Annotated in this window: 19 protein-coding genes; 7 read left to right on the top strand and 12 right to left on the bottom strand. The window is 44.1% G+C overall.

The features are described from left to right. Positions 1–327: 327 nt before the first annotated feature. Entirely contained in the window at positions 328–1,572 is a 1,245-nt protein-coding gene (locus TY87_RS21460; RefSeq protein WP_100188616.1) for a multidrug effflux MFS transporter, read from the top strand. Positions 1,573–1,603: 31 nt separating this feature from the next. On the opposite strand, the gene TY87_RS21455 is transcribed toward TY87_RS21460, so the two are convergent. The 3 genes from TY87_RS21455 to TY87_RS21445 all read right to left on the bottom strand — a co-directional run bounded on the left by TY87_RS21455 (position 1,604) and on the right by TY87_RS21445 (position 3,187). Beyond that, positions 1,604–2,107: a type II toxin-antitoxin system YhaV family toxin gene (locus TY87_RS21455; RefSeq protein WP_072837979.1), complete on the bottom strand. Its 504-nt coding sequence runs from the start codon at positions 2,105–2,107 to the stop codon at positions 1,604–1,606. Positions 2,108–2,109: 2 nt separating this feature from the next. Further along, complete coding sequence (locus tag TY87_RS21450; protein ID WP_072837978.1) at positions 2,110–2,439, bottom strand: type II toxin-antitoxin system PrlF family antitoxin; 330 nt, start codon at positions 2,437–2,439, stop codon at positions 2,110–2,112. Between the two features lie 190 nt (positions 2,440–2,629). Beyond that, the gene (locus TY87_RS21445; protein ID WP_100188615.1) at positions 2,630–3,187 is read right to left on the bottom strand and encodes a TetR/AcrR family transcriptional regulator; all 558 of its coding nucleotides are present in this window, start codon (positions 3,185–3,187) and stop codon (positions 2,630–2,632) included. Between the two features lie 229 nt (positions 3,188–3,416). Between TY87_RS21445 and trpB the strand changes: the two genes are divergently transcribed. The 4 genes from trpB to map all read left to right on the top strand — a co-directional run bounded on the left by trpB (position 3,417) and on the right by map (position 6,536). After that, the gene (gene trpB / locus TY87_RS21440; protein WP_100188614.1) at positions 3,417–4,679 is read left to right on the top strand and encodes a tryptophan synthase subunit beta; all 1,263 of its coding nucleotides are present in this window, start codon (positions 3,417–3,419) and stop codon (positions 4,677–4,679) included. Further along, positions 4,676–5,476, top strand: coding sequence for a tryptophan synthase subunit alpha (gene trpA / locus TY87_RS21435; RefSeq protein ID WP_100188613.1), 801 nt, complete (start codon positions 4,676–4,678; stop codon positions 5,474–5,476). The genes trpB and trpA overlap by 4 nt, the downstream gene beginning before the upstream one ends. Positions 5,477–5,557: 81 nt before the next feature. Continuing rightward, a complete protein-coding gene (locus TY87_RS21430) occupies positions 5,558–5,764 on the top strand; it encodes a ParD-like family protein (RefSeq protein ID WP_100188612.1) in 207 nt (68 codons plus the stop codon). Position 5,765: 1 nt separating this feature from the next. Then, a complete protein-coding gene (map, locus tag TY87_RS21425; RefSeq protein WP_100188611.1) occupies positions 5,766–6,536 on the top strand; it encodes a type I methionyl aminopeptidase in 771 nt (256 codons plus the stop codon). Positions 6,537–6,621: 85 nt separating this feature from the next. Here the strand turns inward: map and TY87_RS21420 are convergent, their stop codons facing one another. From TY87_RS21420 to TY87_RS21405, 4 genes are all read right to left on the bottom strand, one after another. Beyond that, the gene (locus TY87_RS21420; RefSeq protein WP_100188610.1) at positions 6,622–8,328 is read right to left on the bottom strand and encodes an ArnT family glycosyltransferase; all 1,707 of its coding nucleotides are present in this window, start codon (positions 8,326–8,328) and stop codon (positions 6,622–6,624) included. Continuing rightward, the gene (locus tag TY87_RS21415) at positions 8,325–8,993 is read right to left on the bottom strand and encodes a TVP38/TMEM64 family protein (RefSeq protein WP_072837971.1); all 669 of its coding nucleotides are present in this window, start codon (positions 8,991–8,993) and stop codon (positions 8,325–8,327) included. The genes TY87_RS21420 and TY87_RS21415 overlap by 4 nt, the downstream gene beginning before the upstream one ends. A gap of 3 nt (positions 8,994–8,996) precedes the next feature. Continuing rightward, on the bottom strand, positions 8,997–9,734 hold the full coding sequence (locus TY87_RS21410) for a glycosyltransferase family 2 protein (RefSeq protein WP_100188609.1): 738 nt from the start codon (positions 9,732–9,734) through the stop codon (positions 8,997–8,999). Positions 9,735–9,881: 147 nt separating this feature from the next. Next, positions 9,882–10,802: a LysR family transcriptional regulator gene (locus tag TY87_RS21405; RefSeq protein ID WP_100188608.1), complete on the bottom strand. Its 921-nt coding sequence runs from the start codon at positions 10,800–10,802 to the stop codon at positions 9,882–9,884. Positions 10,803–10,891: 89 nt separating this feature from the next. On the opposite strand from TY87_RS21405, the gene TY87_RS21400 reads away from it, so the two are divergent. Beyond that, the gene (locus TY87_RS21400; RefSeq protein WP_100188607.1) at positions 10,892–11,845 is read left to right on the top strand and encodes a DMT family transporter; all 954 of its coding nucleotides are present in this window, start codon (positions 10,892–10,894) and stop codon (positions 11,843–11,845) included. A 73-nt stretch (positions 11,846–11,918) separates the two neighbouring features. On the opposite strand, the gene cysC is transcribed toward TY87_RS21400, so the two are convergent. The 4 genes from cysC to TY87_RS21380 are packed head-to-tail and all read right to left on the bottom strand — an operon-like array spanning position 11,919 to position 18,241. Further along, positions 11,919–12,515: an adenylyl-sulfate kinase gene (gene cysC, locus TY87_RS21395; RefSeq protein WP_100188606.1), complete on the bottom strand. Its 597-nt coding sequence runs from the start codon at positions 12,513–12,515 to the stop codon at positions 11,919–11,921. An 8-nt stretch (positions 12,516–12,523) separates the two neighbouring features. Continuing rightward, positions 12,524–13,825, bottom strand: coding sequence for an HlyD family type I secretion periplasmic adaptor subunit (locus tag TY87_RS21390; protein WP_100188605.1), 1,302 nt, complete (start codon positions 13,823–13,825; stop codon positions 12,524–12,526). Then, positions 13,822–15,510 carry an ATP-binding cassette domain-containing protein gene (locus TY87_RS21385; protein WP_157789933.1) on the bottom strand — a complete coding sequence of 563 codons (1,689 nt, stop codon included), beginning with the start codon at positions 15,508–15,510 and terminating at the stop codon, positions 13,822–13,824. Before TY87_RS21385 ends, TY87_RS21390 begins: the two co-directional genes overlap by 4 nt. A 16-nt stretch (positions 15,511–15,526) precedes the next feature. Beyond that, positions 15,527–18,241: a tetratricopeptide repeat-containing sulfotransferase family protein gene (locus TY87_RS21380; protein ID WP_100188603.1), complete on the bottom strand. Its 2,715-nt coding sequence runs from the start codon at positions 18,239–18,241 to the stop codon at positions 15,527–15,529. Between the two features lie 76 nt (positions 18,242–18,317). On the opposite strand from TY87_RS21380, the gene TY87_RS21375 reads away from it, so the two are divergent. Further along, positions 18,318–19,076, top strand: coding sequence for a reverse transcriptase domain-containing protein (locus TY87_RS21375; protein WP_198432157.1), 759 nt, complete (start codon positions 18,318–18,320; stop codon positions 19,074–19,076). Between the two features lie 123 nt (positions 19,077–19,199). On the opposite strand, the gene TY87_RS21370 is transcribed toward TY87_RS21375, so the two are convergent. Next, positions 19,200–20,381: Ig-like domain-containing protein (locus TY87_RS21370; protein WP_232617210.1), on the bottom strand; the 1,182-nt coding region annotated here is incomplete at its 5' end.

Genomic DNA, 20,381 nt, shown 5'->3' with positions numbered 1-20,381 from the left:
ATTCAAAACGATTTATAACGCCACATTCCATGCAAGCTCACTTTACTGTATCCGTATCCGTATCCGTATCAAAGAATTTGATTGCGATTGCCATCAAACATATAGGCATCGTATAAAAATCACAAAAAAAGTGCAATGATAATGCAAGAAATTACTAACCAAGCCAAACAATTTACAATCACATAGCTCAAATATAAATTATCCAATTCCTTATTTTATGCACACATCCGTAAGCTGCGTTTTATAAAGCCTGAGTATAATACTCAGCTATTATTAGGACTCGATTTTTGCTTCCTTTCGAAACATCATATTTTCTCTGGATGACATATGGAAAATGCTCACAACAACACTTCTTCTTCCGGTATGGGATCGAAGGAGTTCACGCTTTTAGTTGCTCTATTAATGTCGATAACAGCAATATCTATTGACGCTTTGCTACCAGCACTTGGGATTATCGGTAACGAACTTGGCGCAGTAACAGCAAACCAACCACAATTGCTCATTAGTATGTTGTTTTTAGGTTTGGCAATGGGGCAATTAATTTGTGGACCACTGTCGGATGCCCTAGGTCGTCGCCCTATTCTATTTGGTGGCTTCGCTCTTTATTTGGTTGGCACTGTGGTCTGCTACCAAGCAGACAGTTTAGAAATGCTGATGTTGGGTCGTTTTATTCAAGGCTTAGGCGTTGCCGGCCCTTATATTTCCGCCATTTCCCTGGTTCGTGATTTGTACCATGGCGCGCAAATGGCTCGTATCATGTCTTTGGTGATGATGATTTTCGTCTTGGTTCCAGCCATCGCCCCAACACTTGGTCAAGCGATTATGTTTGTCGATGACTGGCGCGGTATTTTTGAGATGTATCTTGTTTATGCTGTGTTATTGATTGTTTGGATTGGCTTTCGTTTAAAAGAAACACTACCAAAATCCAACCGTATTCCTTTTTCGAAAAAAGGCTTTTACGAAGGCTTTAAAGAAGTAGTAACAAATAGAATCACGGCGAGCTACACCATATGCATGGGGTTATTCTTCGGTAGCTTTATTGGCTATTTGAATTCTTCACAACAAATATTTCAGGTGCAATTCAAAACTGGTAACTTGTTCGCACTTTACTTCGGTTTATTGGCCTTAGTATTGGGTTTTTCTTCTTTGATTAACTCTCGTATCGTTGAAAAACATGGCGCGAAATACATCGCCTTCCGCGCTATTTGCCTTGTCGTTATTGCGTCCATTGCTTTCTTTGCTTTACACGCTTTTGTGACGATCAGTTTATGGATGTTTTTAGTCTATGCTACCGTTTTGTTCTTCTGCTTTGGGTTATTGTTCGGTAATGTCAACTCCCTAGCAATGGAACCAATGGGGCATGTCGCGGGCATTGCATCTGCTGTTATTGGTTCAGTGTCGTCTATTATGTCGATGAGCATTGGTACTGTGATAGGCCAAATGTACAACAATACCTTGATGCCAATTTCGGGTGGCTTCGTGATTATGGGCTCACTAGCAGTATGCATCATGTATTGGGCCGAAAAAGGCCGTGTTGAGGAAGAAATTGAAGAGCAAAGCGCAGCGGTTTAACCGCTGCTTAAAACCTTATTTAATGGCTATTTTATGATGGGAGTTCATCGTCGTTTGAAAGAAAATGGCGTGTCGAAGCCTTTAAAAGGTCGTCCCAATCATCCGGTGGCTGTCCTGACATTAGCATTTTAGAGAAGACCCTGTAAGCGTCATTTTTGCTGCCATAAGCTCTTTTATTTTTTTCATCATTCACCCAAGCATAAACAATAATCTTTGATTCGACGTGGTATCTGAAAAACAAACGATACCGCTGAAAAAACTTGGCGCGAAACCAGTGTTTATGATTATCGCCTAACGTCTTGCCTTGACGATAATCTGAACTGGTTGGATCTTGAGGAATTATTTCAAATGCCAGCTTGTGAATGGCGGCCAATCGCTTAGTCGCATTTTTCTTTACATAACCTGTAGGATCTTGCTGCTTTAATTCCTCCACTTTGTCCTTGAGAATAAGATATTGCTCAGCGAACAAAGGGTGTGCATAGAGTGTCCAGCCATTAACGATGGTAGGATGATGATTGCTCGAATATAAAGACAAATTTATTCATCCTCATCAGACAACGGTGCATCCAAATCTAGCTCAACATTTTCAATTAGGCTTTGAACAGTATTGCGCATACTTGTTGTCAATTGCTGCAGATTTTCTGGATGCTGTTGCATGTCATTAGCCAAAAAAGACAAAAACTTATTCATCACAGGATCGTCTTCTGTTTTTTCAACTTTTGTCATTAAAACATTGCCATCTGCTTGAATCACATATCGGATTTTATCTTTTTTACCCAAATGCAAAGCTCGACGAACAGAACTAGGCACCGTTGTTTGAAAACGCTCGGTAAGTGTTGACTCGGTTTCCAAAGCGATATTAGCCATTATTGACAACCTCTATCTTGTTGCAGAATGTATTACAAAAATTGTAGTACCAAAACACAGACAATGCAAACGCATTACTTTAATCAAATCATTACCAAGCTCGCCAGTCTTTTCGCGCTATCACACAACAAAGCCGCGCCCGCGTGACCCGCGTGAACAGTAGGCATAATAATGTCGGCATCAAGTTCAGCTATTTCATCAAACCATCAAGCTGACTTTCTAGCTCAGTCTTAACCATCATTGCCTGATTCATTAATGCAGGCGTTAAAAGCGCTTCTCTACTAACCGCCTTTAACGCAAAGAAATTCATCGGCGATACGGCAAACTCAGCAATCCAAGCTAATAAAGTCGACTCTAACACAGCTTCAAATTCAGTAAACAAAGCAAAGGTAGACGGCAACATTTTATGCTGCTCGCCCAATAAAATACGGTACACCGCAAGGCGATCGGCTTTATTAACCCAAGCCTCCCAAAGCAATATCCAACCTGAAATAAGCGTGAGATTTTTCTTCGCTTGTAGACGCACCAAGACCTTTTGCATCTCATCTTGTGCTTGCTCAGTTAACGAGGCTAACGCGGTTTCCCATAACACCAACTTAGTAGGAAAATTGCTGTATACCGTAGGCTTAGAGACGCCAGCTGTCACGACCACTTGATCAATACTGGTACTCTGATAACCCTGTTGAGTAAACAAACCACACGCCGCCTCAACTATGTGGGCTTTTTTACTGGGTCTTCCTCTTGCCATAATGTCCTCGATCTAACTATTCGCTATAAATTATATAGTAACCTATTGATGTTCATCTGCTTTCGTTTTCTAACAACGCAATTTGGCTTTGCGTCTGTCTGAAGACTCAACCTCTATCCTCTAAAACTTAATTTCCCATCAACAATTCAAAACACTTGACGAACGTTTATCATCGCATTAAATTAACTAAACGGTATAGTTAAATAAATAGCAATTTTAGGAGCAAGTCATGCAAAGCGAGAACGGTTTCTACGGGCAATACGGCGGTAGCTATATTCCTGAAATCCTTTATTCGAGCCAACAGCAAATTTTACATGCGTTCGAAGAAGCCAAAAACGACCCAGAGTTTCTCGCTGAGCTGAATAAACAATGGCAGCAGTTTTCTGGCCGCCCAACCCCACTGACTTTTTGTGCGAATTTAACCGAACACTTTGGCGGCGCACAAATTTACCTTAAGCGTGAAGATTTAAACCACAGTGGCGCGCACAAGATGAACAACGTTATTGGCCAAGGGTTATTAGTCAAACGTATGGGTAAAAAACGTGTGATTGCGGAAACAGGCGCTGGACAACACGGCATTGCCACGGCCCTTGTTGCAGCGCGTTTAGGACTGGAATGCACTATTTACATGGGCGCGAAAGACATTGAACGCCAGTACCCAAATGTTTTCTGGATGAAACAACTTGGCGCTACGGTTGTACCTGTTACCACTGGCGCACAAACGCTACGAGATGCATTAGACGAAGCGCTGCGTGACTGGTCTTCTAGCCATGAAGAAAGCCATTACCTAATTGGTACCTCTTGCGGTTGCGCGCCCTTCCCTGAAATGGTGGCGTATTTTCAATCTGTGATTGGCAACGAGGTACGCGAGCAAAGCGTCGCTCAATTTGGTCAATTTCCAGACCGTTTGTACGCTTGTGTTGGCGGTGGTTCAAATGCTTGTGGTTTGTTCCTACCTTTCCTCGATGATAAAGAAGTGGAAATGGTCGGCGTCGAAGCAGGCGGTAAAGGTTTGGAGCTTGGCGAGCATTCCATTCGCTTATCTCACAATCTTGGACAACCTGGTATCGCACAAGGCTTTGCTACTATGTTCTTGCAGGATAGCGCGGGACAATTACAAGAAACACACTCTATCGCAGCTGGTTTAGACTATGTTGGCGTATCCCCTATCATCGCCCATTTGGCGGAAATTGGTCGCATAAAAATGACCTACGCCATGGACGATGAAGTAATTGCCGCTTGTACTTTGTTACTAAAAAAAGAAGGTATCATTCCAGCACTTGAATCTTCTCATGCACTAGCGGGCGCTTTTAAAGATGCACCGAACTTACCTAAAAACTCGAAGATCGTTATCAATCTTTCTGGTCGAGGCGACAAAGACATCTTTAACGTGGCAAAAGCGGTGCAAGACGAAACCTTCCCGCAGTTTTTAACCGATTACCTTGCTTCTTATCCAACTAACCACGCTGACCACAAGGAGCAAAACGCATGAGCCAATTAGCGACCTTTATTGAAAAAAAGCGCCAACAAAAACCTATTTTGTCGATGACGCATGTGGTTTACGGCTACCCAAGTGTTGAGGAAAGTTTGAGTTGGATGGAAAGATTAATGCAGGAAGGCGTCGATTTTATCGAAGTACAATTTCCTTTTTCCGATCCTGTCGCCGACGGCCCAAGTATAGTTGCTGCTTGTCATAAAGCATTAGAGCAAAAGCTGGACGTGGAAACCTGTTTATCTCAGTTAGGCAAAATAGCTAAAAACTTTCCTGACAGCCGCATTGTGTTGATGAGCTACCTAAATCCAATGTATCGCTTTGGTTTAGACAAGCTCGCTAAACGTGCAGCAGAAGAAAATATTCTAGGTTTAATTCTTCCAGATCTGCCGATTGAACAAGCAGCGACCTATCAAGCAGCTTGTAAGGCTAATAACATCGATCCAGTTTGGTTGGTGACTCCAGTGACGCCACCAGATCGTTTAGCGATGCTGGCAGGCCAAGCAAGCGGTTTCTTATATTGCGTCGCTCGTTCTGGTGTTACGGGTCATTCTGTCCATGAAAACAAAAGCCATGAAGGCAAAGCCAAGCAAACATCACTTGATGATTATTTGGCGCAAATTAAACAGTATGCTAGCGCACCAATGGGCGTCGGTTTTGGTTTACGCGAACGCGCTCAAATAGAGCAACTGATCGGCAAAGCTGACATCGCAATCCTTGGTTCAGCATTATTGGATGCATATAACAAAGGTGGTCAAGAAGCAGGCATTAAGTTGATAAAAGACTTGTTCCACTAAAAGCTAATCAATAAATAGCACTTGAAAAGCCACACCCCTGAATATATGATCCATATACACTTTATATATGGATCATATCTCATGGGTATTATTAAAATCTCCGACGAACTTCACGACGACATCCGCAAAAGCTGCCATGTCATGTCTCGCTCTATCAATGCGCAAGCAGAATTCTGGATAAAAATGGGACGCTTAGCCGAGCTTAATCCCAGCCTCACTTTTTCTGAATTGATCGCCAATGAACTGGCTAATGCAAATACAGAAACGCCATTGAAAGCCGTCAAGTAACATGCAAGTACACATCAAAACCCCAGCTGAAATCAAATTCATGCGCGAGTCTGGAAAGTTATTAGCCCGCGTATTTCATATGCTTGATGATTTTGTAAAAGAAGGCGTTTCGACCTTAGAGATTAACAACAAAGTTGAAGACTTCATTCGTCATGAACTCAATGCCAGACCTGCGAGTCTAGGTCAATATGGCTATGAATTTGCCCTCAACTCCTCTATCAACGAGGTGGTTTGCCATGGCGTTCCAAGCGACAACCAAAAACTCAAAGCAAAAGACATCATCAATCTAGACATCACCCTAGAAAAGAACGGCTTTATCGCCGATTCCAGCAAAATGTATGTCATGAGCGAGGCGAACCCTATTGCCAAACGATTAGTCAAAACCACCTATGAAGCGATGTGGGCTGGGATCAAAAAAGTAAAACCTGGCGCAACTTTAGGCGACATAGGAGCCGCGATTCAAACCTTAGCAGAAAGCAAAGGCTATTCGGTGGTAAAAGAATATTGTGGTCACGGCATTGGCCGCGAAATGCACGAAGAACCGCAAGTACTACATTACGGTAAAGCAGGAACAGGGATGACATTGGAGGAAGGGATGACCTTCACTATTGAGCCAATGATCAACCAAGGCAAGGCCAAAACCAAGACTAAAAAAGACGGCTGGACCGTAGTAACCGCTGATAAAAAACTGTCCGCTCAATGGGAACACACCATCCTAGTGACTTCGACAGGTTATGAAGTACTAACCATAAGAAATGAAGAACTAACCTGACAAAAAAGGCCCAGTCAAATAAATAAACTGAGCCTTTCTTTCAGATTACAACATTCAAAACATCATTTAATTGACAATAAGAAAACTACTCGTACAAAGCCTTTAATGGTAAGGAATAACGTTTAACTGTCTTTGGCTTTTCACACGTGGGCGTCATGGCACTTTCATCAAGCAAAATCCATTCTTTGCTATGAGCTCGATCTAGCTCTTTAGCTTTGCTTAAATCAAAGCATTCAATTGAATTATCTTTAGCTGTCATCACATAACGATTAGGCTTCTCACTCATCCACAACCAAGCATTTTTATCTTGCTCTTGAGTACTACTAAGATAACTAAAATGAATTAAAGAAATGGGAGAAAAAAGCAAAAACTGCTCTTTAAAACGAGTCATACCAAGCTCACCATCAGGGCCAATATCTCGCGCTGCTTCAGCCATTATTCCCTTTGCAGGGGTTCTTTCAGGGTTAAATAATGTGTAGCCAGCGGTACTATATAACACCCAAGTAATAGCAAAAGCGGCCCAATAGATGTTTAGATCGACCTTATTACGCTTCCATAACAAGATAGCAAACCAACACAAAGACATGACCAAAAACAAAATACCAAATGGTAAAGTATGCTCACCAATTTCTTTGGTAATTGCATGTGATTTAGTAAAGCAAAGTACTGCAGCAGTAAAAAACAGCATACCAAAAGCAACAAAGCCCACCTGCAATACGCGCCTAAACCAAACCGTCAAGCCGATATTAGTAAAATGAGCCCCCATAATTAGAGCTAGCATAGGCAAAGCCGGTAAGATATATAGGCCTCGTTTTCCAGGGCTAATGCTAAAAAATAACACCAGCAGTGCAACCCAAACCAAGACACTAAACATCACCGGAGAGACTTTAACATCGCGCCAAAAGGCTTTCGTAAACAAAAAACTATAAAGAGGAAACCACAAAGCAGGAATCACGCTGACCAAAAAATAATACCAAGGGTTAATATGCCCCCAAGAATCCGCGTAGCGCTCACCCGTTTGCTTAAATAAGATATTGTCACGATAAGCCATAAAGTCAGGATTATTACTGTGCTCAGCAATATACAACATAGGTAGCAACCAAGCAGCAAGGACCAATAACATGGCCAACGGCCCTAACCACAAAGTCCAGTTTACTTGCGTTTTTTTGAATCGATACTTGCCACTAAAATGCAAAAACAGTACAGGCAACAAGAACAGCAGTGGTAGAAAACCAACCCCTTTCGTAATAATACCCAATCCCATAAAAGCCCAGCTGGCGACATACCATTTAAAGCTGGCTTGGTAGAAAAAATGACGTAACAGCCCATACATGGCAATCGTGATCCAACAGGCGACTGTGGCATCTATCTGAGCAGATTTTGATTGAATAATAAATTGCGGTGCAATAAGCAACATTAAGCAGGCATTACGTGCTGTTTTGACATTCCAAAGTTTTGCAGCAATATCAAATGTACAAAACAAAGCAACCAAACTCGCCACAGCATTAGGAATTAAAAAAGTCGCTTTCAAACTTCCTGTCAGCCAATATAAAGACGCCAGCAACCACATAAAAACAGGTGGCTTATCTGGGTATAATTCACCGCCACGCATAGGGAAAAACCAGTTTCCAGAATTCACCATTTCTCTGGCCACCTCAACGAAACGAGGCTCATCGGCAGGCCAAGGATCACGAAGTCCAATACCCGCTAAAATAACTACAGCAGCCACTAAAAAAATCAGCCAGAAGGTACGCTTATAATCCATACTATCTATCGGTGTTGTAGACATCATGCGTTATTTTCCAAATTAAGTTTTGAGAGTTTATGCTTCAAATGATCTCGATAAATGAGAGCAGTCAAAACAAAGCTTAAAAGAGACAATCCAATACTAAGGTAAATCATCGCGTGATTAGCAGAGCCAATACCACCACCAATCAAAGCAAACACAAGCGTTTGTGGAAAATACCCCAACACACTAGCGCACAAAAATGCAGGCAAAGGCACACCAACACTGCCAGATAACAAGTTGGTCACTAAATTACTGCCAACAGGTAGCAGCCTTAGAGTAAGAATTTTCATGAAAGGAGCACGGCTGGCAAACTGATTAAACTTATGCATACGAACTGGAAAATGATGTGCAAGAGTATGAGCAAATACCATTCTAGCAGCCATATAATTTGCCAACGCGGCTAATGAACAAATAGCAATCGCCACGGCAACGCCTACAACAGCGCCATACAAATAACCAAATATAAAAGATATCGCTTGGCGTGGACCACCAATGCCAACAAAAATCAGTGCCGCTAAAGCAATGGAAAAATGCCCTATCCAGCCATATTGTAACAAATAGCCAGTCAACCAATTTTTATCCGATAGATGGGCTAAAACAGGGTTAAGCACGCCCGAAATAAGTAACACAACGAATATAACAAGCAGCAGCCATTTAACCCATTTCATGAATTAATCCTGACTCGAATAGATCTTAGCAATAACAGGATGCTTCGCGCGTTTGTTCAACCAGATCACCCCAACAATATCGATAATCCCAACCCAGGCACGGTTCCAAGCATTATAGTTAGAAACACCTGCGTTTCGATCTCTGTGGTTTACTTGGCAAACTACAATTTCGCCATCGATACGTTTAATTAAAGCTGGTAAGAAACGATGCATATGATCAAAATACGGAAGAGCTAAAAAAGTATTTTTCGGAAATAATTTCAAACCACAACCAGAATCAGGCACGCCATCATTGAGTAATTTTTGACGAATATTATTAGCAACTCGGGATTGAAAACGCACCCAAGCTGTATCAAGACGTTTTTTACGATAACCTGCTACGCAAAAATGCTCTCTGCTTAATAAAGATGCTTGTTGAATTAATTTAGCATAATCATTCGGGTCATTCTGACCATCAGCGTCTGAGGTGATAATCCACTCGCCTTTAGCATGGCGAACAGCGGATAAGACAGCTGTACTTTGACCACAACTGTTAGCGTGATAAATCACTTGTAGATTGCAACCAATTTCTTTGGCGGTATCAATAGCGACCTGAGCAGTACCGTCATCACTTCCATCATCAGTCAGTACCACTTCAAATGCGTACTCAGGAGAAAGGCTTTTATGTATTTCTTTAATTAATAACCCTATATTCCCCTGCTCATTTTTTGCAGGTAATACAACGGATAAAAAAGGTACCATACCAACCCCAAGTTTTATGTAAAAAATAGAAAGATAAGCACACAATTTTATTCATAAAAACGTATAAAAAAGGTGAAAAAAAACAATCCCATTCCTTAGGAATTCACGATCTAAGTATTTACCTTACTTGTTACACTTTTGTTATAACTAGGTCTTATTTGCTACAAAATGCTCCACCATAAAATCGATAAACACGCGCATTTTATTGGGCATAAAGCGCATAGCAGGAAACTGCATATGAATACCGCCTTGAAAATCACTGTTTAATTGCCAGTCTCCCAATACCTGTACCACCTCCCCTTTATCGAGAGATTCTCGAACAACAAAATCAGGAAATTTGCCAATACCAAAGCCTTGCTTAACGCCTTTCAAACGCATCTCAGAATGGTTATTGATGTAACGCCCATAAACTTTAATATCTAGCTTTTGCTCACCTTGACTAAATGACCAAAGGTTATCACCATCAAAAAAGCCCAGCGGCAAACAATCATGCTCTAATAAATCACCAGGTAATATAGGCAAGCCACGTTCTGCCAAATAAGCTGGACTGGCACAAAGAATAGAGCGAACACTTCCTATGGTTTTACACACCAAATGCTCATACGGCTGATCCGCCACATGGAATACTAAATCCACATTTTGATAAGCAGGATCTATACGCAAATCAGTTACTTGAACTTGCAACGAAATCCCTGGATACAAAGCCATAAACTCTAACAAATACGGCTCCAGCACCTGCTTAGCAAAGGCTTTAGGAGCGGCTATTCGTAAACGTCCTGTTGCTTCTGTGGCGTTATTTTCAGATGCGATGACGGCTTCTTTTGCACTGTCTAACATTTGTCGACATTGCTCATAAACCGCCATACCAACCAAGGTTGTGGTTTGGCGTCGAGTAGTACGTTCTATCAATACCGCCGATAAAGCCGTTTCCATACGTAATACTTGCCGACTAACACCTGAAGGCGTCACGCCAAGCTTCAAAGCTGCCTTGGTAAAACTACCAGTTTCAACCACCGCAACAAACGCAGCCATATCAGGTAACAATGCAATGAGTTTATTTATGTCCATGAGTCACAAGTCTTTTGATTAATCTGCTAATTATTATTTATCCAAACACAAGTTAGCATATTTTTCTTTATAAAGGTTCCGAGATCATCATGCTAACGTCTAACATCCAATTCCCATTTCGACGAATTCAACTACCTCTCCCAGAAATAGCATTACTGCTAACTGCTTTTTTCTGGGGGACCAGCTATGGCATTACTAAAGAAGCGCTACTCTATACGGGCGTACTTGCCTTTATCGTGATCCGCTTTGGATTAACATCTATTTTGCTCGCCCCTATTTTTATCAAAGAGCAGCGCATGGGATTAGCAAAAGACTGGAAATTTGCCGTTCCAACAGGTGGCATTTTACTGTGTATTTTCCTTGCAGAAATCTATGGCATATTCCATACCACAGCATCTAAAGCCGCTTTTTTAATCAGTTTATGTGTGCTGATCACCCCATTTGTAGAAGCCATTACAGACCGTAAATTGCCTAGTAAACAAATCATTTTATTTGCTTTACTGTCGTTATTCGGTGTTTTTCTACTGACAACACAAAGCAGCGGCCAGCAAACAGTTGACGCATTGTCCTTTGAATTTTTGTCTTTAGACCTTCTATCTTTAGACATGAATAAAGGAGACTACTCAATCTTGTTAGCCGCTTTTTTGCGAGCCTGCATGATAGTGACAACGAAAAACGTACTGAAAGGAAAAACGTTATCGGCGCTTAGCACCACAAGCATTCAAGCCAACGTAGTTACCCTTGGCGCATTATTCATTTTTATTGCAACCGATAATCCTATTGAGCAATTATTCCCAACAGATCTTTCTTTTTGGATATCAGCTTTTTACCTCGCTATTTTCTGCACCATTTTTGCCTTATTTGCACAGAACTTCGGCGTTAAACACACTACACCATCACGGGTTTCCTTGCTCACTGGCTCAGAACCTGCCTTCGGGGCGATTTTTGCTTACTACTGGTTAGGAGAATCACTCAATACAATACAAATGATAGGTGGTGCCTGCATTTTATTGGCAACCATAATGGCGACTTTAAGAAAATGAAGTGCTTTTTTTAGAGCAAAAAAAGGGTAAGTTCCGAAAAACTTACCCTTTCTTAAAATCGTCTGATCACAAATTAAGTAAATGAATGCCTATCCAAATACGCCAAAATGATCGCGACACTATCGGCAATAGACACAGCTCCAGTGTTAATCACTATATCCGCGGACTCTGGTGCTTCGTAAGGAGAATCAATGCCAGTAAAGCCCGTTATTTCTCCATTTCTTGCTTTTCGATACATCCCTTTAGGATCACGTTTTTCACAGATACTTAACGGTGTATCAAGGTACACTTCAACAACGTGGTCATCACCAATCAAGTCTTTAATCGACGCTCGATCCATTTGAAAAGGCGAAATAAATGCCGCCAGCACAATTAACCCAGCATCAACGAATAATTTAGCCACTTCTCCAACACGACGAATATTCTCTGTGCGATCGGCTTCAGAAAAACCCAAATCCTGATTCAAACCATGACGAAGATTGTCACCATCCAATAAATAACTGTGCTTGCCACGTTCAAACAAAGCCGCCTCTAACGCATTGGCTAAAGTCGATTTACCCGCACCACTTAAACCTGTAAACCAGATAACACAAGGGGATTGTGCTTTTTGAGCCGCCCTATCACCTTGTATAATGATTGTCTCTTGCCACACCACAGCACTCGTTGTCATCGTGCTACCTAACGTTCAGACAAAGAAAACGGCAAAGATTGCAAAAACGGCGACAAAATGTACTCCAGTACACTGCGCTGACCTGTGACAATCCCTGCGGTAACTAAAACACCAGGCGATAACTTGTAGCGATTAGATCCTTTAATAAAAAAGTCCTGATCGAGAATCAACCGCACAACGTAATACACATCACCCTCTTCCGTGGTAATAGTATCTGGACTGATTGACGCAACCGTGCCCATCAAACGTCCATAATGGCTCGCTTCGCCAGAAGCCAACTGAATAAACGCTTCTTGACCTTGTTGAATATGACCAACATCTTGCGGCGGCAATTTAGCCTCAACCACCAAACCATCTTTACCCGGCACCATATCGATTACCGTGCCGCCCGGTGCAACTACACCGCCTTCGGTCACCACATAACGATTTTTAATAATGCCATCCATCGGCGCACGCAATACTGTTCTTTCTAAGCTGTCTTTAAATTTCTTAAGACGTTGAGTCCCTTCATCTAACTGAGAACGCGCATCAGACAAAGACGCGTTCACTTCTTCATTGTATTTGTCCTGAATGGACTTTAAATTGCTTTGAGCTTGCGCAAAAGACGCTTTAGATTTTGCCAAGCTTGCTTTGCCTTCCGCAATATCGCTCTCGAGTTTATTAAGCTCTTTCAAGCTGTTTATATGGTCATAACGATTACTCAGAGCATTACTCAATAGCTCCTTCTCTATGGCATTTTGCTCCTTCACCAGCTTCAACCGCTCTTCACTAAATTGAATACGCGTCGCTATCTCTTTAATCGCTTGCTGACGCACATTCATCTCTTCTTGCTGCGCCTGCAAAGCACTATTTAATTGACTCCGACGAGCATAAAACAAGGCTTCACTGCGTTTTACCGATTGTGGATTCGCCTGAGCAAACGTTTCATCAAACACTAATTTACCCGTACCCTGCACTTCTGCTTGCAAGCGAACTTTATCCGCCGTTAATGAATTAACACGTGACAACATTTCACCATAAGAAGAACCACTGTTCGTCGTTTCCAACTCCACCAAGGCTTCACCTTTCACTACATGTTGGCCTTCCTGAACCAAGATTTTGCGAACAATACCACCTTCTAAATGCTGGATCGTTTGTACTTTATTCACCGGCTCAACCGAGCCGTTCGCCATACTTACCACATCTAGCGGACTCACGGCAGCCCAAACAAAAAAACCAATAAAACCAGCAATCAAAATAACCAATAAACTGCGCTGAGTTTTACTCACCTGCTCTAACGATTCGTACGCGGATTTGTTTTCCTGACTCATGCAAACAACTCCTTCTCAACGACCGGAGCAGGGCTTGGGCGAACCGCCGCTACTTGCATAGCATGGCTTTCATCCAAATTAATAAATTTAGCACCCGCTTTTAACGGCTGCATAAACTGCGAAATAATAATCAAAGTACGTTTCTCTTTTGCCAACTCGGCCAAGACTTTTTGCATCATGGTAATGCCCGCTTTATCCAAACCTTCTAATGGCTCATCAATCACCACCAACTGGCCCTGAGAAAGCAACGCACGCGCAAAAGCAATACGACGACGAATCCCCAACGCCAAATTTCGGCCACGCATTTGGATCTCCATGTCCAAACCATCAGGGTGTTGATCCAACCATTCTCCCAAGCCGACTTTACGAATCATCTCAGCAATTTGCACATCTTCCAGCGACGCATTCATTAACGTCATATTCTCTCGCAAGGTTCCAGGCAACAGATCTGGATCCTGTGGTAAATAAACCAACTGCTCTCGCCACCAATGGGCATTCACTTGGCGCAGCTCCACACCATCAATGGCAATACTGCCACGCAAGGGTTGAACCAAACCGGTTAACATACGTGCTAAGGTGGTTTTGCCCTTACCGTTACTGCCTGTCACCGTTAGGGTTTCACCTGCCTCTAGCTCAAAATTCAGATTCTCGTACACCATCAAAGGCGAATTTGGATAAGCAAACATCGCCTGCTTAACACTCACCTTGCCTTTAAAACTTGGCAGTTTAGTGCCTTTTTGCGTTTCTTCCGGCAAGGCAATAAATTCATTTACGCTATCAAAAGCACGCACCGCGTTTAACCACATCGGCATTTGCTGAATCGGCTGACTAATCAACATAATCAAACGCGCCGATAAAATATTTGCACCGATCAACACACCAAAGTTCAACTCCCCGTGAACCGACAACGCTGCCCCCACAGAGATAACAAGCACCGACATAAAAACCGTCGCATTACGCACCTGACTTTGCATTTTTTCTTGTTGCAGCTGTAGATTATGTCGCGACAATCGGCTCTCGCCACTGCCGTCCGCCACACGTTCTGCCAACCAGTCTTGAGCGTTATTAATACGCACCGCTTCCGTCAGCTCGGCATTTTTTAACAACACATTGTATTTACCCTGATTAGTTTGATGATCCGAGGTAATAGATTTCATGCGATGGGCACTCATGCCCAACATCACTAACAACACCACCACAACTAACAACACACACAAGGCTAACTGCCAAGCCAAAGCAAACAACACCGCCAGCAACAACAAAGCAAAAGGCATGTCCAACAAGGCCAATACTGGCTGCGGGCTAACCGCCTGACCGATTCGCTCCAACCAGGTTGTCGTGCCGCCGTCTGCTGCCGAATTAAGATGCGACTGCAACGCACCACTGCGCGCATTCAGCAAAGTATGACTGACCTTTTCAGACAACTTACGCGATTCCACCGCACACAAAGAAGACGCAATTTTAAACCGCGCACGACGCAGAAACATTTCCACGCAGATACCCACCAAGGCCCCCGTGGTCAGGGTGTACAACGTACTGTCCACACCATGAGACAAATATCGGCCATAAACCAACATCACAAACACCGTCGAAGTTAAGCCCAAAATATGGATCACCAAACTGCTCAGCACCATATAAAGATTCAAATCTGACCGAGCCCACAAAGGGGCTAATAACGCGCGCATACAAAAGCCTTTAAAATTAAAAATATTGCTCGGAACCCACCAGAGGAAATAAATCCTCGTCTTCCACATCATCGGTGACGTTATTCGTCTCCAACATAGGCTCCGCAGCCGATGCTGACCTTTCACCTGTGCCTTTCTGCGTTAACGCCACCGCCTTGTCCGTTTGGCCAGTTAGTTCATACGCCTTAATCAAATTATCACGCCACTCTTTTTGCCATGGCAAGGTTTCCAATGCCGATTCAACCAGCTTGATACCTTCTGCCATGTGGTTTTTCCTGAAATACACCAAGCCTGTAATATACTGGCAAGCCGCATGATTCGGGTTATGATGCAGCATTTTTTTAAAACAAGTTTCCGCCTCATCCAGTTCATCTTTATGAAAATGCGCCACACCAGACGTCAGAAAACCCGGCTCAGGCAAGGTCAGCATCTCAATAGGGTCAAACTCAATCGGTGCGTTTGTACCCTTAATCAAAGGCGCTAACTTATCTTGGTAATTCACCCATTTTGCCTTGGACGTTTTATACAAAGGCTGACGCACCTGCCAGACGCTGGCAGTTTTTACCGAGCGCTCTAACTCATTAAATTTCAATACCTCGGGCTGCCATTCCACGCCAATGTAATCCAACATTTTGCGCGCTGAACCTTCCAAATCTTCCACCACATCTTCGTAGCGAATTTCTAAAATTTGGTTGGGAAATACCTGATTCCAGTGATGCATCATCAAATTATGATCCGCCAACTGCTCACCAATATTGGTCATGTCGTAGGCAAAGCCCATGCCGCAATGCTTGGCTTGGTAATCGGTAAAATAATTCGACAGGGCAATATCGCGAGGATCACGACGAACCGAAATGATACGAGCGTTAGGGAAAAGAAACTTGATCAAGCCCACATTTTCAAAATTATGCGGTAATTTATCGACAATATGCTTCGCCTCAGGCGCATAAGCTTGCAGCTCTTTAAGCACGTTATTAGCCACACCTTGGCAAACATACGCATCCATGTCATCAATACAATCGGGAAATTCACGTCCAGAACCCACATGACGCTCCCAACGATTTAAGCCTTGTATCACGTTAGGAATCACCCCCAATTCACCGGCACCAAAAATATCACTGTGCCCAGCGATAATCTGTTCCACCAAGGTGGTGCCTGAACGCGGCATACCTAAAACAAACACCGGCAAAGTCGACGCCACACCGCAGTCCGCCCTGTGTTCATACAAGGAAGCCGAAAACGCATAACGCATACGTGCACAACGGTTACGGTGATCTTTCGGGTCGTATTTCAAAAAACGCAAACTCGCGGCATTCGCCTGTTCGGCCATCTCAAACGCCTTGTGGTAATCTTTGCGCTTTTCCCACGCGGCCGCGAGTTGAAATAACAAGCTGGAGCGCATGGAACCTTCCATGCTTGGCAACTTAGCGGCTTTTTCCAGCTTCTCTAGTGTTTCCACATCGTCAGGAAAACGGCGCGCATTGATTAAGGCGCTGTAGCCCTTGGTTGGGTCCACCTCTTTGATTTTTTCAAATAATTCAACCGCCGCATCGATCTGACCTTGTTGCATCCGTTGCTGACCCAAGCCAGACAAAGCCGGCAAGAAATACGGCCGCTCGGCCAATACTTCACAAAATAACGCCTCCGCTTTATCAAACGCCTGTGCATCCGATTCCACCAAGGCCAAGGCATTCTTTGCTTGCAGTCGACACAACTCGATCTTCTCGGCACTGTGTTCCGCACCCACTACCATGGCGTCGGCCAATGTCACAGCCTTTTCCGCCGCATGGCGCGCCTGAGAATCTAACGAATGCAAACAGGCACTGGACAAATTCACCCACAACGCACTGTTGTCTTTATCTTGCGCAATCGCACGACGAAGATAAGCAATCGCCGGCATGGTCAAGCCCTGTACCTGAGCCAATTCAGATAAAGCCAATAACAACGCCACATTATCTGGAAGGTTTTTTAATACATCTTTTAAATAGGATTCGGCGATGCCATGCTGGTCATGCTCGGCCAACAAGGTCGCGTATTCTTTGCCCCAAAAAACCGCCTTTTCTTCGTCAAAACCGTGCTGATCGTCTGCGGAATCTTTTGATGAGGTTAGCCATTGCTCCGCGGCGGCGTATTGTTCGCTGCTCACCCACCATTGTAATTGCAAACGATAAAGCCGCGTTTCATAGACTTCGAACACAGTATCGGACAATTCATCTTGCTGAGCCTGCAAACAAACAAACGCCTGCGCGATCAGTTCATCGATTGCTGCTTCTTTAAGCAAGGACAAAACCAATTGCAAACGGTTCAGGTGCACCGTCATACGCCCCGGCGACAAACGCACAGAACGCTCGAACAAAGCCAGCGCCTCTTCAGCGTCACCTTGTGCCATGCAGCACCAAGCCAAACGCGCCAACGCCAAATCATGCTCTGGGGCATCCGCCACCAGTTTTTCTAACAGCGAACGCGCCTTATCTATTTGATGACAAGCAATATACACAGCCGCCAAATCACACAACACATCCTGATCATAATGCGCGGTTTGCGCTTCTACCAAGGTCATGCTGTTCGTCAAGGCATCACGTTCGCCCAAATGGGCATAAGCCAAGCTCAGCAACACCCGTGCCGCCCTATCGTCAGCGTCTTTTTCTAACAACGCCAAACAAGCCGTTTTTAACAAATCAAAGGTTTGACGCTCGACACAGCGGCGCAATACGGAAATATCTTCTATCATAAAAAGGCTATACAATTTTGATTAACAAATACAAGGCCATGTCATACAACATAACCGCTCTGACTAAAGGACGGTAATGCTTAACACACTCCTCCACCCCGACACCATCGCACGAGCTTACCAATGGCTCTGCCAAACCCGAAAACACCACCCGCCCAATGCTGACATTTGGCATTTTCGCTTTCATTGGCGTAAAGAAATAACACAAATAAAACAACAAATTGTCGATAAAAAATATCTATTTTCAGCCCTACAATTGATAAATAAAGCCGACGGTTCACAAGTCGCTGTCTGGTCGAGTAGAGATGCGCTAGTGTTAAAAATGCTCACCCTCACTTTGCAAGATATCTTGCCCTGTCACAAACTCTGTACCCATTTCAAGGGCCACGGTGGTGCGAAGCAATCAGTCCAAACCACCCATGACCGGATCAACAGTGGTCAATACGGCTATGTCATCCGTACCGATATCAAGGGCTATTATGCCAACATTCAAAAGCGGCCATTAATAGACCAACTTGCCCAACACATCCATTGCCCCATCATCCTCAACCTAATGAGCCAATACCTTCATTACAGTGTAGAAAACGGGGGTAACTTCCACACCCCAACCAAAGGTATTAGTCGTGGCTGCCCACTCAGTCCTCTGATGGCGGGATTTCAGTTATACGAAGTAGACCACTACTTCGGCAAACAAAAACGCCTGCGCTACACCCGTTACATGGATGATTTTTTAATACTGTGCTCCACTCGTTGGCAATGCCGGCGAGCGGTTAAAGCACTCAATCAATTTTTTGATGCCTTTGGCTTCAAGCAACACACTTCGCCGGCTTTATGAGCAAGCAAGGCGTTCTAAGCAACCACCTGATGCAATAGAACGCCGAGTGGCAAAGTACCGAATCCGCTGGCAGCGCTGGCTGCAAAGCGGATTGACAACGACGCTGCCAATAAAGATAAGCGACTATGACATCGGCTGCGAATTGGCGATTGACGTGGGTAAGGCGGTCTTATAATTTTCGGAAAAATTAGCACCTCGCTCCTGGTTCGGCACGCTGGCCCAGGCACTCTGACCAACCTCTGCTAAACGCACGTTTGACGCCGTTGACCCCACCCCTCGCTTCTCCAATCCACTCTTAGAAAATGCAACCACACGCGCGCGCGCTGACTGCCAGTAAACTCCGTACGAGTTCGCCCAAACATTGGTCACGTCGTTATTGTACTTGCCCTTGACGGCCCCATCGCTGCCAACCAATACGACCATATCGTCCCTGCCGATCGAACCCCACCCCCCCCACCGCGACCCTGTCGCCAGGGTGCTAGATCCCGTCGCAACACTATCAACGACCAAATAAATCGTGTACGACGTATTCGCATCAAATACTCTGCCGCTGTGATCACTTGACTCCCCTGATGTAAGATTGAACACCACCACAGTCGGGTCATACAGGACCTGAACATTATCCGTGTTTTCGTTTCCGGCTCGGTCCTCCGTGGCCCCCGCCGCGGTGGTAACAGCGTCTCCGTATTTAACAGTCGCCCCAGTGCCAAGCGTGATTGTGTATGAGGCCGCATAGCCATCATCCGTCGCGTCTACGGCCTTGACCGTTGCGCCTACGCCCCAAGTATGACTGTTTGTAAGCGCGAACTGACTAAGATCTGCCTCGGACGAAAATAGGTCGCCCACCTTAACCGCTTCACTAAAGGAGATTGTCACCGTATCGCCAGCATCTAACGTTCCTGTTCCAGCGCCGTTGGAAATATCTACAATAATTGGGTTTTCCTCCGCCGCTGTTGGGTCTGTTGTGTCTAGCGTGTAAGTCCATTCTTGCTCTTTACTGACGTTACCCGCGGTATCTCGCACTTGAGCTTTCACGGTATGAGTGCCGGACTCTAACTGTAACTCGCCTAAATTCACTGCTTTGCCATCTACAGCTCCGCTTGCATCGACCCAAAAAGAAGTCTCGTTTTGCAAAATCCACAATGACTCACCCTCAGCTAATGCATTGATTAAAGTGCCAGTCACTGTTTGAGATTCTTGGTTGGTAATCAGATCAGTCGTCGAACTGCCGGTATCCTTGCTAAAGGTCAAACTTTCCACCTTATTAGTGGGGGCTGTTGTGTCTAGCGTGTAAGACCATTCTTG

The sequence above is a fragment of the Marinomonas sp. BSi20584 genome (assembly GCF_002792415.1).
Taxonomy (GTDB): domain Bacteria; phylum Pseudomonadota; class Gammaproteobacteria; order Pseudomonadales; family Marinomonadaceae; genus Marinomonas; species Marinomonas polaris.
Note: the sequence above shows the minus strand (reverse complement) of the source record. Positions and strands in the feature narration are given on the sequence as shown.